Here is a 15939-nt window from a genome sequence, read left to right as displayed (position 1 = left end):
TATAAACTGGGGGAAACCGGGAATTCTCCGACAACATAAAAAAACCTCGCAACCAGTGCGAGGTTTTTTCAGGCGGAGTTGAGAAGCGCTTAAACCATGCGCTCCAACAACTCCTCTGCGCGACTCTTATGCTCGCCGCCGCCATCTTGGGCCACTTCTTTGAGAATATCCTTGGCGCCCTCTTTGTCACCCATATCCATATAGGCCTGGGCCAGCTCCAGCTTGGTACCCATCTCATCGCCGCCTTCGAGTAGGCTCAGTTCGGAGTTGAGATCATTTTCCAAGTTGAAATCCAAGCCGGCAAATTCAGACTCGGTCTCCTGCTGCTGAGTGGCAACAGCCTCACCCGCTTGCTGCTGGGACTCTTGCTCAGAGAGTCCCTGCGCTTGGTCTGCCGTAGCCTCCAACCCCAAATCACTTTCGAGGTCCAGACCGGTAGACAGATCCCCATCGGTGGACTCATCAATCAGGGCCAGCTCCTCCTCGAGAGAAAACTCTTCTTCTACTGAAGCCCCATCGAGGGACAGCTCCTCTCCAGTCGCTTCCAGAGAGGCCATATCAAAATCGAGATCCTCTTCCTGGGGCAGGCTATTGGGCACAGTAGTATCCGCTACAGCGGCGCCATCTTCACTCTGCAGAGATTCAGTAGAGGCAAGGTCCCCGGCAATATCATCGAGATTAATACTGTCGAGGTCCAGTTCCCCATCGAGCTCTGAACCAATCATATCCAGGTCACTCTCGGAGAAAGTCTCCAGTGAGAGCTCATCCTCGCTACCCGCGCTGGACGTAATATCGAGATCAGCCTCCAGAGAGTCCAGTTCCTGGGTCTCAAGACTCTCCTCAATCGCCAGGGCCTCATCGGCTTGCGGCTCTTGCGCGGCCTCTTCCATCATGGAGAGATCCAACTCGAAGTCCAGACCACCAATAGATCCACCGGACTTCGCCTTGTCAGCCGCCACTGCAGACTCTTCGGGCTCCGCTACCAACTCGTCGGCACCCACCTCATGGCTCTCAGCGCTATCCAGCGCCAGGGAATCAAGATCCAATTCTGAGGTATCGAAATCAATTGGCGCCAAGTCTGACGCATTCTCGGCGGCAACTTCCTCTACTGGCGAGTCTTGCAATGCCAATTCCGAAGTTTCACCTGTATTCAGATCACCGAGATCCAACTCACCAAGATCGAGGTCGTCGAGGTTTAGCTCTTCATTATTGTTGGACGCCAGCTGAGAACCATCCTGCTCGCTGTCAAAGGCACCATCGAGATCCAAGTCATCAAGGTTGAACTCATTGTCCAGATCGAGGGATTCACCCGCCTCCAGCGCAGATTCTGTAAAACTATCCTCCAAATCGAGAGACAGTTCTTCAGAGGCTAATTCGCCATCTGCTTTCTCACTATCCAGCTTCTCACCATCCTGGGAGAGATCCATGGTGAGGTCGTCAAGCAGTGAATTGTCGCCATTAAAATCCTCTATAGAGGACTGGGCCGGTTCTGCTGCGGAGAAATCCTGATCCAGTGCAGCACCGATATCATCCAGTTGCGCCGCTTCCAGAGACTCGCTGGAAAAATCCATCGCCGGGGCTTCAAAGTCTGGAGCATCAGCAATAGTTTCACGCAGGCGCGCGGCGCGGTCGGCCGCAGGGCCATCGCTGATAGCCAGCAATTGGATGTAGTGATCGTCGAACTTCTCAACGTCCTGATTGTGGGCGTAAACTTCCATCAACATCAGGCGTGCATCTACCACCTGGGGATCTTTTTCCAGGCCCAGCAGCAATTTACTTTCTGCCTCTTCGTACTGCCCAAGGGACAGGTGAATCTCGGCCTCGGAGATGGGGTCATCGGTGCCCACATCACCCAGATCACCGAGGTCAAAAGCGTTATCGGCTTCCATGCTCTCTACGGCAGCCAATGTCTCATCAGCTTCAGCGGTCTCTTCCGGCATCACCTGCAGAGATTCCTCTGCGACCAACTGTTGCTCCAGTTGCTGCTCTGCTTCCTGCTCAGCCTGGCGACGACGCCAAGTAAAGAAACCGAACAAGCCCACTAGCAGACCCGCGGCACCGATGCCAATCAATTGCGCATTGTCGCCAAGCTTCTCCATCAGGCTGGGCTCGGGCTGGGTCTGAACAGACACTACGCGATTGCGCGACTGCGGTTCAGTTTCAGCGACCTGCATATCATTCTGTTCTGTTGCGTCATCCAGAGACTCAGCGGCGAGGGACTCATCCAGCTGCGTCTCGTCACTCCCCAGCGTATTATCTGCCAGCTCAGTACTGTCAATATCACTGGTATCAAGGAGCGGATCAGACAATTCGGCTGCGGCTTGCACCGCAAGCATCTCCTCATTGGAAACCTCTACCAAGGCCTCCATGGTATCGATCTGCTCATCGAGTTCGGCGATACGCTCGCGCAGCTCGGTATTTTCCAGCTGCGATTTATCCAGCTCTTCCTCGGCCACGGTCAGATTGCCTTCCAGCGCCTCGCTGTCTTCTGCACCGCTTCCGGAACCCGAAATTACAGACTCATTGTCGCCGGGCGCAGTCAGGCTGACACGCCCCTCAACCTCATTGCTGACAATGCGTTCTTCCTCCACCGGGCGCGCATCCAGCGGCGCACCCGTGGCGACTTCCTCAACACTGCTGCGTTGGCGCCAGGAATCATTCTGTTGGGCGACCTCGGAGATTGCCTCGGTGAGGCTCAGGCTGCGCAGATCATTACTGTTTGGCAGACGCAGCACAGCACCTTTTTTCAACAGGTTAATATTGCCGTTGATAAAAGCTTCCGGGTTCAAGCGCTGAATCGCCAACATAGTTTGCTGAACGGAAAAGTCACGACTCACACGATTTTCCAGGGCGATCTCCCACAGGGTATCGGCAGAGGAAACCGGACCGTAAACTTGGCTGCTGTCGCTGCTATCTGTGGCAGCGCGCTGCGGCTGACGGCGCACAGGCTCGGGCTGTTGCGCCGCCGGCGTTTCTGCGGGCTGCTCCACTTCAGGCTGGGCGACCGGTTGCTGGGCAGGCTGTACCGGACGCGGCGCGGGCCTCTGCACCTGGGTGTCGCGGCGTACCTGCTGGCGCTCGCGCTCAGCGGCGCGCACCGGCTGTTGGGCGCTGTTTGGTGAAAACGCCGGCAGGTCCATTAATAGGGTGTATTCACGCAGTAAGCGGCCACTGGGCCAGCGGGTTTCCACCAGGAAATTCAGGAAAGGCTCACGGATTGGTTCGCGGCTGGTAATACGGACCACCGGCTTGCCACCGGAGTAATCCACATCAAAACGCAGTGAAGTGAGTAGGTAAGAGCGTTCCACACCTGCGCGGTCAAATTCATCCGGCCCCGCGAGGCGCACTTTGATCTCAGCATCGTCCAGGCCGCGGGTTTGCAACAGGCCAATTTCCGCATCGAGTGGCTGATTAAGGGTGGAGTTGAGTTTGATCTCCCCCAGTCCGAGCGCCAGAGCCGCATTGCTTCCCAGTGCACCGACTAGACCAACTGCAAGTGCCAACTTACGCACACGCATATCCGATTCCCTTTATTGTTAGAATCTTCCCAGGGCATCTGAAAAGCGCGCCTTCAGAAAATCCCCATTACTGAACAGTAATCGTTCGACTATTTGACCGCCGTGCAGGCGGCCACCAACCTTGGCGATTATTTCGCCATTTGCAGCCGGACCAAAGTTAAGATAACACCTTCACTATGGCGGCTAAGTATTAAGTATCAGTAGTTTTTTAGCAACAAGTGAGCAATTTGTGCACAGTTCATTGCAACGTCTTTGCGCAGATTATCCGACACCGCACAAAGATTTATCTGACGCTTGCCCAAAAGGCTTTGGCGTAGGCGACCGATGATTGTCACGTCACTGCCCACAGCGTTTTCCGCCGAGGGTTGCTCTGCCAACTGAAGGCGCACACCATTGGCTAACAATGCGCGTATTTTTTCCAGGTCCACGTCTTCGCGTAAAACGATACCCAAATTGGCCAGCTGCCCGTGAAACACAGAAACGGTGTTAATGCTGGCATCCACCGCAACGTTATCGCCGAGCAAACGGCGCAAATCGTGTATCAACGTCAGTTCGCCGAGCGTGTGGCCACTGGCGAGCAGGGCTTCACTGGCACTGAGCTGATTAAACGCGAGGCGGTGCCCAATGGCAGGGTCGACTTCCGCTTCCTGACCACTGAACATACGCGCTGTCTGCGCCGCTGTGGCATCGATGGCGGCTTTACCCAGTGCGGAAACAGGCTGATTGAGTTGCACCTGTACACCCTGCAGTTGTTCTGCCAGTGGAAATAGCGCTTCGGCTACCATGGCCGCACCGGCGCTGGGCAATGCCACCAGACGGCGCTCTGCGTTAGCCAGTTCCGCCGCATTGAATGCCGGATGGATCAGGGCAACGCTCTCATCGCCGCGGGTATTGTTGGCCGCATCCACCACCCAGGCGCCACTGTTTTCAGCGCTGGTCATCGCCGCGTTAATGGCATCGCTGGAGTCCAGCAAAATCACCACCTGCCCCTCGGCAAAAGCGAATTTTTCCAGGGCTTGTACAGAGATACTGCGATTGGCGAACACCTGCGGGTCCACTTCGCGCTCCTCGCTCTCCAGCAAACACAGCTGCTCGGCGGTAATAATTTCCCGCTCCTCCAGGATTTCAAGCAGAGGGGCAAAGGCGGCGTTATCAACACCGACGATGACCAATTCGCGGGCGGCTTCGGACATGGCTATTCACTTCGTTGAGTTGGAAAGGAAAAATGAGGGGGCGATTATACCCGTGGGGAAAAATCGAAAAAGCCGCTATGACAACCAGTAGCGGCTTTTTACTTGATGGGGTTCACAGCTTGGCAAAATGTCCTCTATTAACAAGTGCTGCAATAAGCGCCTCCAGATAACTTATACCAAACTGTACCAGTTACAGCTTACCCAGCAAAATCAGCAATATACGGCGCAGCGGTTCTGCCGCCCCCCAGAGTAATTGATCGCCCACAGTAAAGGCATTCAGGTACTCTGGGCCCATGCTTAACTTGCGCAGGCGCCCCACCGGAATATCCAGCTTGCCGGTAACCGCCGTAGGCGTCAGCTGTTGCAAAGTGGCTTCACGCTCATTGGGTACTACATTGACCCAATCGTTAGCACTGTCCAGCAACTGCTCGATTTCTACCAGCGGCAAATCCTTTTTCAGCTTCACGGTAAAGGCCTGGCTATGGCAGCGCATCGCGCCAATACGCACACAGGTGCCATCTACTGGAATTGGGCTCTGGGTTTGCAGAATCTTGTTGGCTTCCACCTGGGCCTTCCACTCCTCACGGCTCTGGCCATTCTCCAACTGAGTATCAATCCAGGGCAACAGGCTGCCGGCCAGAGGCGCGCCAAATTGCGCAGTGGGGAAATCTGCCGAACGCATGTCCGCAACCACCTTGCGATCGATATCCAAAATGGCGCTGGCAGGGTTTTCCAGCTCTGCTGCCACGCCGTCGCGGATCGCACCCATCTGTGTAATCAGCTCACGCATATTCTTGGCGCCGGCACCGCTGGCGGCCTGGTAGGTCATGGCACTCACCCACTCCACCAGACCGGCCTTGAACAGTCCGCCCAGAGCCATCAGCATCAGACTGACAGTGCAGTTGCCGCCGATAAAATTCTTCTGCCCGACAGCAATTGCGCGGTCGATCACATCGCGGTTGACCGGGTCCAGTACGATTACCGCGTCTTCCTGCATACGCAAGCTGGATGCCGCATCGATCCAATAGCCCTGCCAGCCGGCCTCGCGCAGGCGAGGGAAAACCTCTTTGGTGTAATCACCGCCCTGGCAACTGACAATGGCATCCAGCCCTGCCAGCGCATCAATATCGTAGGCATCTCCAAGTGGCGGCAGATCGCGGCCAATATCCGGCGCCTTGCCGCCAGCATTAGAGGTGGAGAAGAAAATCGGTTCAGCGATATGCGCAAAGTCGTCCTCGGCGCTCATGCGTTCCAGTAATACCGAGCCGACCATTCCACGCCAGCCGATAAAACCTATTTTCTGCATTGCTTTGTCCTGTTAGTGATGTGATCAGCGTGCGCCACCGAGAAAGCGGCGCGATAGTAAAAAAGGTAAATGTGTGACGCCACGCGCTTACAGCGCGGCGACAACAGCGGCACCCATCTCCGCCGTGGAAACATTACGGCAACCTTCTGTGTAAATATCAGCAGTGCGCAGCCCCTGTTCCAGTACCTCACTTACCGCAGCCTCAATGGCATCCGCCGCCTCCCCCATATTCAGGGAATAACGCAACATCATCGCCGCAGACAGGATAGTGGCCAGGGGGTTGGCAATGCCCTGCCCGGCAATATCCGGGGCGGAGCCATGACAGGGTTCATAAAGGCCAAAACCATTTTCGTTCAGGGAGGCAGAAGGCAGCATCCCGATAGAACCGGTGAGCATGGCAGCGGCATCGGAGAGGATATCGCCGAACATATTGCCGGTTACCATCACATCGAACTGCTTGGGAGCACGCACCAACTGCATCGCGGCGTTGTCAACGTACATATGCGACAGCTCCACATCCGGATACTCCGGCGCCAGGCGGTCCAGCACTTCGCGCCAGAGCACGGTGACTTCCAATACATTCGCTTTATCGACGGAGCAGAGCTTGCCATTGCGCTTTTGCGCCGCTTCAAATGCGGAGCGCGCGATACGCTCGATTTCCGATTCGCTGTACACGTAGGTGTTGTAACCCTGGCGCTCACCATTTTCCAGGGTGCGAATTCCGCGGGGTTCACCAAAATAAATTCCACCGGTGAGTTCGCGCACAATCAGAATATCCAGCCCAGCCACCACTTCGGGCTTGAGCGAAGAGGCGTCGGCCAGTTGCGGATAGAGAATGGCCGGGCGCAGATTGGCATAGAGGCCGAGCCCGCTGCGAATTTTCAGCAACCCCTTTTCCGGACGAATTTCACGCGCCAGGGTATCCCACTGGGGCCCACCGACAGCGCCGAGCAATACCGCATCACATTCGCCTGCGGCCTTGAGCGTTTCGTCGGTTAGGGGCTCGCCATGCGCATCGATGGAGGCACCACCAATCAGACCCTGCTCAAAACTAAGGCCCAAATGGTATTTACCGGATACGACCTCCAGCACTGCCATGGCCTGTTCAACAATTTCCGGGCCAATGCCGTCACCCGGCAAAATCATCACTTTCTTTGTCACAGGAGTTTCCTTTAATTATTGAACCGCATCGAAAAGCCACGGGGCTTTTTCACGTCGGGCCGACTCATAAGAGCGGATATCATCAGCGTGCTCCAGGGTCAGGCCGATATGATCGAGGCCATTGATCAGGCAGTGCTTGTGGAAGGCATCTACCTCAAAGGCAATCGCCTCACCACAGGGCTTATGTATATGCTGCTGCTCAAGATCGACCGTAAGCGTGTAACCTTCCTGCGCGTGAGTTTCCTCGAACAGGCGGTGCACGACTTCTTCTGGCAAAACGATTGGCAGCAACCCATTTTTAAAGCAGTTGTTAAAGAAAATATCGGCAAAACTGGGTGCAATGATTGCACGAAAACCGTGGTCTTCCAGCGCCCAGGGGGCGTGCTCACGGCTGGAGCCGCAGCCAAAATTTTCCCGCGCCAGCAGCACCGAGCCACCCTCATAACGGGGGAAGTTCAGAGGAAAATCCGGGTTGATCGGGCGGTTCGAGCAGTCCTGGCCGGGAAAACCCTCATCCAGATAGCGCAATTCATCAAACAGATTGGGGCCGAAGCCAGTGCGCTTGATAGACTTCAGAAACTGCTTGGGAATAATCAGATCCGTATCCACATTGGCGCGATCCATGGGCACTACGAGGCCCTGGTGCTGGGTAAATGCTCTCATCAGGCCATCTCCTCTTGCGCTTGCACTGGTGCCATCTCACGCACATCAACAAAGTGTCCGGCAATCGCCGCCGCAGCTGCCATCGCTGGGCTAACCAGATGCGTGCGACCGCCGTAACCCTGGCGCCCTTCAAAGTTGCGGTTGGAAGTGGAGGCGCAGTGCTCTCCAGCTCCTAATTTGTCCGCATTCATTGCCAGACACATAGAACAGGAGGGCTCGCGCCACTCGAAACCGGCTTCGACAAAAATTTCGTGCAGCCCCTCGCGCTCCGCCTGGGCCTTGACCGCCTGGGAGCCCGGTACAATCAATACCTGCTTAACACTGTCGGCCTTGCTGCGGCCCTTGGCTACAGCGGCTGCTGCGCGCAGGTCTTCAATACGGGAATTGGTACAGGAGCCGATAAAGACGCGGTCGAGGCGAATATCACTGATCTTCTGCCCGGCACTCAGCCCCATATACTCTAAAGCTCTCAGCATGCCGGTACTCTTGGTGGCATCGGTTTCGGCGGCGGGGTCCGGCACACTGGCGCTGATGGGCACAACCATTTCCGGCGAAGTCCCCCAGCTCACCTGGGGCTCAATTTCCTCACCTTGTAGTACTACAACCTGATCAAAATCCGCATCGTCATCGGAATGCAGATGGCTCCAGGCCTCAACTGCTCGATTCCACTGTTCGCCTTTTGGCGCGTAGGGCTTGCCTTTCACGTAATCGAGGGTGATCTGGTCTACCGCCACCATGCCCGCGCGGGCACCGGCTTCGATAGCCATATTGCACACGGTCATGCGACCTTCCATGGACATCTTGCGAATGACTTCGCCACCGAACTCAATGGCATAGCCGGTACCACCGGCAGTACCGATCTTGCCGATAATCGCCAGTACCACATCTTTGGCAGTAACACCGGGAAGCAGAGTCCCATCCACACGCACCAGCATATTCTTCATCTTGCGCTGGATCAGGCACTGGGTGGCCATTACATGCTCCACCTCTGAGGTGCCAATACCGTGGGCCAAAGCCCCCAGAGCACCATGGGTGGAGGTGTGGGAATCACCGCATACAACCGTCATTCCCGGTAGAGTGGCGCCGGTTTCCGGGCCAATCACATGCACAATACCCTGCCCCGGCTCGTTAATACCGAACTGCACCACGTCGAAATCCCGGCAGTTCTCATCCAGGGTCTGCACCTGAATACGGGAGATATCATCGCGGATACCACTGACACCGGCGGCGCGTTCAGCGCTTTCGGATGGCACATTGTGATCAGGAGTAGCGACCAGGGAGTCCCTGCGCCAGGGTTTGCGGCCAGCCAGGCGCAGCCCTTCAAAGGCCTGGGGGGAAGTCACCTCATGAATCAGATGACGGTCGATATATATCAGTGCGGAGCCATCGTCACGGGTCTTGATCAGGTGGTCCTGCCAGAGTTTGTCGTAGAGTGTTTGCCCTGCCACAGCCGTTCCTCTCAATAATTGTGACCCCGAGTCTAACTAGGCCTGGAAAATAACACCAATTTATATTTATTATTCAATCTATTCCTTTATGGAATTTGAACTTTACTCTGAGGCGCTACCGTGGCCAGAGTTCCCTTATGTGGCCAGAGTTCCCTTATTAGGAGGTATACCGATTGGAAATTCAGTGGTTGAGGGCATTTCTGGCAATTGCCGAGCAGGGCTCGGTATCCGGGGCTGCAGAACAGCTGCACCTGACCCAGCCCGCGGCTAGTAAGCGCCTCGCAGCCCTGGAGCAGCAGTTGCAGGCCCCGCTGTTTGACCGCATCGGCCGGCGCTTGCAATTAACCGATGCCGGGCGCGCCCTACTGCCCCGCGCCCGCCATATCCTCAACGAAATCAGCGATACCGAGCAAGAGTTGCGCGCCCTGGGCAATAATGTCAGCGGCAGCCTGCGTATCGCCACCAGCCACCATGTGGGCCTGCACCATCTGCCGCCAGTGCTGAAGGAATTCAGCAATCGCTACCCACAGGTTGCCCTGGATATCGACTTTGTAGATTCTGAGCAGGCCTACGAAGCCCTAATGGCCGCCAAGTACGAACTGGCCGTAGTTACCCTGGCCCTCAAGGATTACCCCCACCTAAACGCACAAGTTATCTGGCCAGACCCTTGTGTGGTAGTGGCTGCACCCGGCCACCCACTCACCAGAATCCCTGAGCTGGAACTGGCTGACCTAGCCAACTACCCCGCGATCTTGCCGGATCTCAACACCTATACCGGGCGGCTGATCAAGCGGGAGTTCGACGCCTTGGGCTTAAAGCTCACCGCCAAGCTCGCCACCAATTTTTTGGAGACGATCAAAATGATGGCCTGTGTCGGATTGGGCTGGAGCGTTTTACCCCAAACCTTGGTGGATGAGAGTTTGGCGGTATTACCGGTAAAAAAATTGCAGGTCCTGCGTAACCTCGGCGTAATCAGCCATCGTGGCCGCACGCTCAGCAATGCTGCCAGCGCACTGCAGCAGATGCTTTTTGAAGCAAACTCGTGAATTTCTATTTGGCAATTGGTTGATCGAGATTCTTTATAATTCATGCCACTTTTCTGACATGACTTCACACTTTTTCAAGGAAACAGAAACATCTTATAAACGTCAGCTCGCTCTATTGGCCGACAAATTTGTAAAAATGTGCAACTTACAGCAACAGAAAAAAAATAACCCTGTACACTCCGCGACAAATTTATCACGGAGAGAAGCTCATGAAGAAATCTGCTATTGCACTGTGCGCCCTTCTCGGCAGCGCTACCGCCAACGCGGATACAGTTCTCGGTTTTGATGCCAGCATCGGTGCCTGGCTGCCAAATTACAACGGGGATATTGGTAAAGATGATTTCAATGTAGATGAGCTTTCCCTCAGCGAGGACCACATCACCTTTATCCAGGCCGCACTGGAGCACCCGATCCCCTTAGTACCCAATATCATGCTTGCTCACAGCAATATTGATACCGATGGCAGCGCTGAACTGCAAAGCACTGTGACTTTCGACGATGAAACCTTCCAGATCGGCGCAACCATCAACACCGATCTCGACCTCACCCATACCGACGCCACCTTCTACTACGAAATTCTGGATAACTGGGTAAATCTGGACTTGGGAATTACCGCGCGTAAGTATGACGGTGAGTTTACCGCCATTAGTGAAGACCGCGCCGAAAATATCCAGCTAACTGGCTACCTGCCAATGGCTTACGGAATGGCCCGGTTTGACTTGCCATTTAGCGGCTGGTCCATTATTGCTCAGGGCAATGGCACAGCTTATCGCGGCGATACTCTCACAGATTTCACTGCAAAAGTTCGCTGGGATTTCGTACCTGCTGTGGACCTGGCGATTGAGGCCGGCTACCGCGTAATGACCTTAAACCTCGATGAGCTGGATGACCTGCAAAGCGATATTGAAATCAAAGGGGCCTATATTGGCCTCAACCTGCACCTGTAAGCCCAAGCCCTGAATCATTCCCATCGATTCGCAAATTACTTCCGGCACGCTATAGCTAGCGCGCCGGAATTCCCCTAAGGTGGGTTCATAATTTCGCCCCTTGAGATACCGCAATGCGAAGCACGAACCTCTCTCAACATCACCGCTTAATATCCCGCTAGGTATTCCTGAGGGCCGCAGAAACACAGTAAACTCTCCAGAGTTTCCTTTGAGCATGAACAGCGAGGCGAGCGGGCAGTGCAACCTTTTCTGCAAACACTAGGAATTTCCCACCCCATTCTTCAAGCACCAATGGCCGGTGTATCTACCCCTGAATTGGCTGCGGCCGTCTCCAATGCGGGCGGACTCGGCGCCATCGGGCTCGGCCCCTACTCCCCGCAAAAAGCCGCCGAAAAAATCCAACAAACCCGTGCACTTACTCAGCACCCTTTCAACGTCAATGTCTTTTGTCATCAACCTGCAGTTGCAGATGCCCAACGTGAGGACACCTGGCTCAATTTCCTGGCTCCATATTTCTCAGAATTAGGGGCAACACCTCCACAAACATTACACGAACCCTACCCAAGCTTTCTTGGTAACCGCGAGATGCTTGAGATGCTCCTGCAGGAAAAGCCCGCAGTGGTAAGCTTTCATTTCGGATTGCCCGATCAAGCCACAATCAATGCGTTAAAAAATGCTGGTATCACCCTGATTGCCACCGCTACAACCCCAGAGGAAGCAAAATCCGCAGAAGAAGCGGGAATGGATGCCTTAATTGCTCAAGGTATAGAAGCCGGTGGCCATAGAGGGGTGTTTGTACCTGAGGAAGACCGGGAAATAGGTACACTCGCTTTGGTTCGCCTGCTTTGCTGCCAAAGCAACCTGCCTATTATTGCTGCAGGAGGCATTATGGATGGAGCCGGAATACATGCGGCTCTTTCCCTGGGCGCCAGTGCTGTGCAAATGGGAACCGCATTTATACTTTGCCCAGAGTCCGCCGCTGACGAAAACTACCGAAAAGCACTTAAAAGTGAGCACGCCCATAACACTGCTGTTACTTCGAATATCTCTGGGCGCCCTGCTCGCGGTATCTCCAACCGCTTTTACACTGATCTAAACCACAACGCCCCGACAAGACCTGACTACCCAATCTGCTACAGTGCTGGCAAAGCGCTCGCCAACGCTTCAAGTACAGCAGACAGTGATAGCTTTGCCGTGCAATGGGCCGGCCAGGGAGCCCCTCTATGCCGGGCACTACCCGCAGCAGAGCTGATTACTACCCTGGTGGCCGAACTGGAAGCCACAAAATAAGCTGAAGGGCATCAGCGGGAAAAGATCGCTATCTTATTTCCATCCAGATCGTGGAAATAAGCCCCTCAAAAGGCTCCAGGGTCTCTATGGCCAAGTTCACCTTCGCTCACAGCACCCAAGCTAAGAGCCATAAAATACGATCAACCTCCTTTTTATTTTCGGCTTTAAGAGCAACCATAGTGCCATCACCAAAGTTGGCAGACTCATTATTGAAAGGCACAGTGAGCGCGAGTTTCGTAGAGGCGTTGAGAAATCCCCAAAAGACCACTGTACCAGACGCATAAATCTCCTTACCCCCAAGTAAGCTAATTAACCGGCCATAAAAACTGCAGCCGGCTCCAGATTATTGGTACCAAGTGAAATATGTGAAATCACTACAATCACTCCTGTTTAGGGTAATTGACGTAAGATATTGTTTTTAGGAGCAGCGAATCAAAATATAGCCGGGCTATTACCCGGCAACATTTTGTTTATTGTTGATCATCTGAGGCTATCGCCCGAAAGTTACATAACAATCGAGGTCAGCGGGAGAGAATTGCTTCAACCGCAGTTTGAACCTCATTATCACCAGCATTGATACCGAGGCAGAAAGACCGATATTCATCACCGCTCCCGCCAAACCTACGATCAATCTCGACCAGGCAATGAACCATTTCACCATCCAATATAAATGAAAGCTCTATTTCCTTCGCCCCGAAGAAGCCACCGCCCTTAAATTCAATTTCTTGGTAGCACCCAGATTTAGAAGAAAAAGCGCCGCCATTCAAATAGCCCTTTTCAACATCTGTCTTCACCAAATCAAAGCCTTCGCCCTCAATCATTGCAATAATAGACTGCACCACCGGCAAGGGCTTTATTTCCAGGTAATCTCGATCCTTAGGATCAATGGCAAAATCAATATCCAGTGCCGTTTCCAACCAAACCCGACACTGATTCTTTCGAGCCACCAATGCAGTGATGGGTGTCTCGTCGTTTAGTTTGAATTCAAAGGGAATCTCTCTACCCTCACAGGCACCAATGGTAAATGGCTCCATAATTCTTACAGCGCTCAAAATCATGTTGAAATAGCTAGTACCATTGTCATTTTCAACTTTCACTTCGGTACAAAGCTTTAAGTTAATAGCTTCAATCGCCTGTTCAATATCACCCCCCTGAACATGGACATTCCCCGTGATTAGTCCTCCCTGAAATACACTCGCGCTTTCCAGCACCGTATCAACCTTAGCCGCACCAATTCCCAGAGAGGCCTTTAACTTCTGCAACATAATTTCTACCAACAATTAAAACTCATCGACCAATACTAAACACAGTACCTTCGATAAAACAAGCAGGATCACACAAGTGGAGCGCAGCGGCAGAAAAAGTCTTCCTTAGTCTAATAATGATTACACTGCATATTCACTTAAATAAATAACACTTCAAATAAGAATAGAAACCAATGAAAAACTATCATCTACGAATAAAACCGATCATCAGATAAAATAGACTATCAACAACTATCACAACCAAGAAAACGAAAAGGCCATATAAAAATGACCGCCCCCAAGATAAATCAAACTGCAGACGCAACATAAACAAGGGCACGATAAAATACAAAAGCGCTAGCGGAACCAAAAAACGATTGTCAACTCCAATTATTCCAGCTCCAATATTGGCCAATAAGATCAGTAGTGCTGGCACAAGAACAAAAGCTATAGATACAAACCCATCCAACCCGCGATTTTTACCCCGCTCAAGGAACTTTAACAAGATAAAAACCACACCTGCCGATATCAATACTTGAAGCATAAATTTCTCCACCTATGTATTTAAAAGCAGCATATTGATTGGCTCTTAGCGCACCACAATAAACCCCAATATACATTAGAAAAAATCACTACGGACAATAAAAACGCAGGTAAACCTTTCATATATATGGACAGTGTATTGAATTCATATTAACCCCACAAACATAGCATTTAGTCCGCAGAAGATACACGGATAACATGACCATCAGGATCCTTTACCAAGAAGGTCTCACCAAAGACATCTGTATATAAGTCTTTATATATATTTATCCCAGCATCCGCCTTCCACTCTTTATAAAGCTCTTTCACTTCGGCATCAGTCTCAAGATTAATACCAATCTCTGCAAATCTTGGTGACTCATGCTCTGGAGCCTCGCCACCTGACCAAATAGCAAAATCCGCAACCCCATCAACCTTAAAAACTACATATCTAGGGCTTACAAAGTAGGGTTCAAAATTAAATAAATTCTGATAGTATTCAGCAGAGTGCTGTATATCCGAAACATAAATTAACTGTAAATTGGGCTTCCTGATCTTTATCATGAATACATACCTTTAGTTGTGATTCCAAAACATCCGAAATGAACATGTAACAGACAAATCTGCATTAGGGTACTATAAATACAATGTATACTCTATCTGGAATTATATAGAAATCACATGAAAAAAGGCTAGTTAAATCAACATTTATAAAACATAAGTTAAGGCTCAGAAAATCCAAGCAATCGTTTTCATTAATTTTATAAGTTTCATCACTTTAAAATTCGAAAACTGATAAATGAATATTCCTACTGACCACCTCAGACTTACCCACAGATGCCGATTCAAACTCAACCAGAAGCTTACTGAAGGAATAACTTTTCGATACTTTCAGCATGACCGGATATAGAAATTTTTGTACCACATTACTAGATTATTTATTACACATTTTTCTCAACAAAGCTATTCAATTCAGAAATCGATCGAATAACATACAAATTTTTATTTACCGATAGCTTTTCCAATCTTTGTAAAAATCTATCATTCCAAAATTTTGGGCAGAACTTTAATATTTTGTAGCTCTCAAGCGTTCCCTTTAAAATGGAACTCCCATTAGGCCAGCCTTCTGGTTTCTTAAACAATCCTGTAAAGAGCCGCTTCGTCACCAACCAATAGGTAACAAAGTAAGGTAAATCTATATAGATAAGCGTATCAGCTTCGCTTAAGCGTCTATTAAAAGAATCCAATGAGCTTATTGGCCCAAAGCCTTCAATAATCCACTCTTCTGAAGCGAGAATATTCCCGTGAGTCTCTTCATAGCTATGAAGATCTACCTCTTGACCACTCTGCTGATATAAAATGGAATCCAAAGCATACAATTTTATACCGGTTACTGACGCTAGCTTTTTACCTAAAGTAGATTTCCCATTAGCTGGCTTACCAAAGATTGCTATTTTTTTCATTCTAGTTCCTTCACCTAGTGCAACCCCCAGAGGCAGAGACAAAAAACCCGCCTCTTTGGCGGGTTTGATAAATTAGTAACACATCAACAATCCCACCATTCTTATGGAATGATAAGAATAATTCGAGCAGTTGGTTGA

The 15939-nt window shown here is 51.8% G+C and carries 13 protein-coding genes; 3 read left to right on the top strand and 10 right to left on the bottom strand.

Annotated elements, in window-relative coordinates; all coding sequences use genetic code 11:
* Positions 1 to 89: 89 nt before the first annotated feature.
* From ACJJIB_RS07680 to leuC, 6 genes are all read right to left on the bottom strand, one after another.
* Complete coding sequence (locus ACJJIB_RS07680; RefSeq protein WP_444888438.1) at positions 90 to 3518, bottom strand: motility hub landmark protein FimV; 3429 nt, start codon at positions 3516 to 3518, stop codon at positions 90 to 92.
* Positions 3519 to 3715: 197 nt separating this feature from the next.
* Positions 3716 to 4711 (bottom strand): Asd/ArgC dimerization domain-containing protein, encoded by a 996-nt coding sequence (locus ACJJIB_RS07675; protein ID WP_252085161.1) that lies wholly within the window; start codon positions 4709 to 4711, stop codon positions 3716 to 3718.
* 190 nt (positions 4712 to 4901) lie between these two features.
* A complete protein-coding gene (gene asd / locus ACJJIB_RS07670; RefSeq protein WP_444888437.1) occupies positions 4902 to 6017 on the bottom strand; it encodes an aspartate-semialdehyde dehydrogenase in 1116 nt (371 codons plus the stop codon).
* 87 nt (positions 6018 to 6104) lie between these two features.
* Complete coding sequence (gene leuB, locus ACJJIB_RS07665; RefSeq protein ID WP_444888918.1) at positions 6105 to 7163, bottom strand: 3-isopropylmalate dehydrogenase; 1059 nt, start codon at positions 7161 to 7163, stop codon at positions 6105 to 6107.
* 30 nt (positions 7164 to 7193) lie between these two features.
* Positions 7194 to 7841: a 3-isopropylmalate dehydratase small subunit gene (gene leuD, locus ACJJIB_RS07660; RefSeq protein WP_444888436.1), complete on the bottom strand. Its 648-nt coding sequence runs from the start codon at positions 7839 to 7841 to the stop codon at positions 7194 to 7196.
* Positions 7841 to 9289 carry a 3-isopropylmalate dehydratase large subunit gene (leuC, locus tag ACJJIB_RS07655; protein ID WP_444888435.1) on the bottom strand — a complete coding sequence of 483 codons (1449 nt, stop codon included), beginning with the start codon at positions 9287 to 9289 and terminating at the stop codon, positions 7841 to 7843. Before leuC ends, leuD begins: the two co-directional genes overlap by 1 nt.
* A 173-nt stretch (positions 9290 to 9462) precedes the next feature.
* Here leuC and ACJJIB_RS07650 point away from each other — a divergent pair, with 173 nt between their 5' ends.
* From ACJJIB_RS07650 to ACJJIB_RS07640, 3 genes are all read left to right on the top strand, one after another.
* Positions 9463 to 10335, top strand: a complete 873-nt coding sequence (locus tag ACJJIB_RS07650; protein ID WP_444888434.1) for a LysR family transcriptional regulator — start codon at positions 9463 to 9465, stop codon at positions 10333 to 10335.
* 209 nt (positions 10336 to 10544) lie between these two features.
* Positions 10545 to 11282, top strand: a complete 738-nt coding sequence (locus ACJJIB_RS07645; RefSeq protein ID WP_444885614.1) for a TIGR04219 family outer membrane beta-barrel protein — start codon at positions 10545 to 10547, stop codon at positions 11280 to 11282.
* Between the two features lie 237 nt (positions 11283 to 11519).
* Positions 11520 to 12572, top strand: a complete 1053-nt coding sequence (locus ACJJIB_RS07640; RefSeq protein WP_444888433.1) for an NAD(P)H-dependent flavin oxidoreductase — start codon at positions 11520 to 11522, stop codon at positions 12570 to 12572.
* Between the two features lie 521 nt (positions 12573 to 13093).
* Here ACJJIB_RS07640 and ACJJIB_RS07635 read toward each other — a convergent pair.
* The 4 genes from ACJJIB_RS07635 to ACJJIB_RS07620 form a co-directional block, all read right to left on the bottom strand.
* Positions 13094 to 13837, bottom strand: a complete 744-nt coding sequence (locus ACJJIB_RS07635; RefSeq protein ID WP_444888432.1) for a sporulation protein — start codon at positions 13835 to 13837, stop codon at positions 13094 to 13096.
* Positions 13838 to 14021: 184 nt separating this feature from the next.
* The gene (locus ACJJIB_RS07630; protein ID WP_444888431.1) at positions 14022 to 14360 is read right to left on the bottom strand and encodes a hypothetical protein; all 339 of its coding nucleotides are present in this window, start codon (positions 14358 to 14360) and stop codon (positions 14022 to 14024) included.
* A 170-nt stretch (positions 14361 to 14530) separates the two neighbouring features.
* Positions 14531 to 14902, bottom strand: coding sequence for a VOC family protein (locus ACJJIB_RS07625; RefSeq protein ID WP_444888430.1), 372 nt, complete (start codon positions 14900 to 14902; stop codon positions 14531 to 14533).
* 377 nt (positions 14903 to 15279) lie between these two features.
* Positions 15280 to 15801 (bottom strand): P-loop NTPase family protein, encoded by a 522-nt coding sequence (locus ACJJIB_RS07620; RefSeq protein ID WP_444888429.1) that lies wholly within the window; start codon positions 15799 to 15801, stop codon positions 15280 to 15282.
* Between the last annotated feature and the right edge of the window lie 138 nt (positions 15802 to 15939).

The organism is Microbulbifer mixtoriginis (SeqCode), assembly GCF_052467705.1.
Note: the sequence above shows the minus strand (reverse complement) of the source record. Positions and strands in the feature narration are given on the sequence as shown.

Coding starts and splice junctions, on each gene's coding strand:
- ACJJIB_RS07680 (WP_444888438.1), bottom strand. CDS start 3,518: ATGCGTGTGCGTAAGTTGGCACTTGCAGTTGGTCTAGTCGGTGCACTG.
- ACJJIB_RS07675 (WP_252085161.1), bottom strand. CDS start 4,711: ATGTCCGAAGCCGCCCGCGAATTGGTCATCGTCGGTGTTGATAACGCC.
- asd (WP_444888437.1), bottom strand. CDS start 6,017: ATGCAGAAAATAGGTTTTATCGGCTGGCGTGGAATGGTCGGCTCGGTA.
- leuB (WP_444888918.1), bottom strand. CDS start 7,163: ATGATTTTGCCGGGTGACGGCATTGGCCCGGAAATTGTTGAACAGGCC.
- leuD (WP_444888436.1), bottom strand. CDS start 7,841: ATGAGAGCATTTACCCAGCACCAGGGCCTCGTAGTGCCCATGGATCGC.
- ACJJIB_RS07645 (WP_444885614.1), top strand. CDS start 10,545: ATGAAGAAATCTGCTATTGCACTGTGCGCCCTTCTCGGCAGCGCTACC.
- ACJJIB_RS07635 (WP_444888432.1), bottom strand. CDS start 13,837: ATGTTGCAGAAGTTAAAGGCCTCTCTGGGAATTGGTGCGGCTAAGGTT.
- ACJJIB_RS07630 (WP_444888431.1), bottom strand. CDS start 14,360: ATGCTTCAAGTATTGATATCGGCAGGTGTGGTTTTTATCTTGTTAAAG.
- ACJJIB_RS07625 (WP_444888430.1), bottom strand. CDS start 14,902: ATGATAAAGATCAGGAAGCCCAATTTACAGTTAATTTATGTTTCGGAT.
- ACJJIB_RS07620 (WP_444888429.1), bottom strand. CDS start 15,801: ATGAAAAAAATAGCAATCTTTGGTAAGCCAGCTAATGGGAAATCTACT.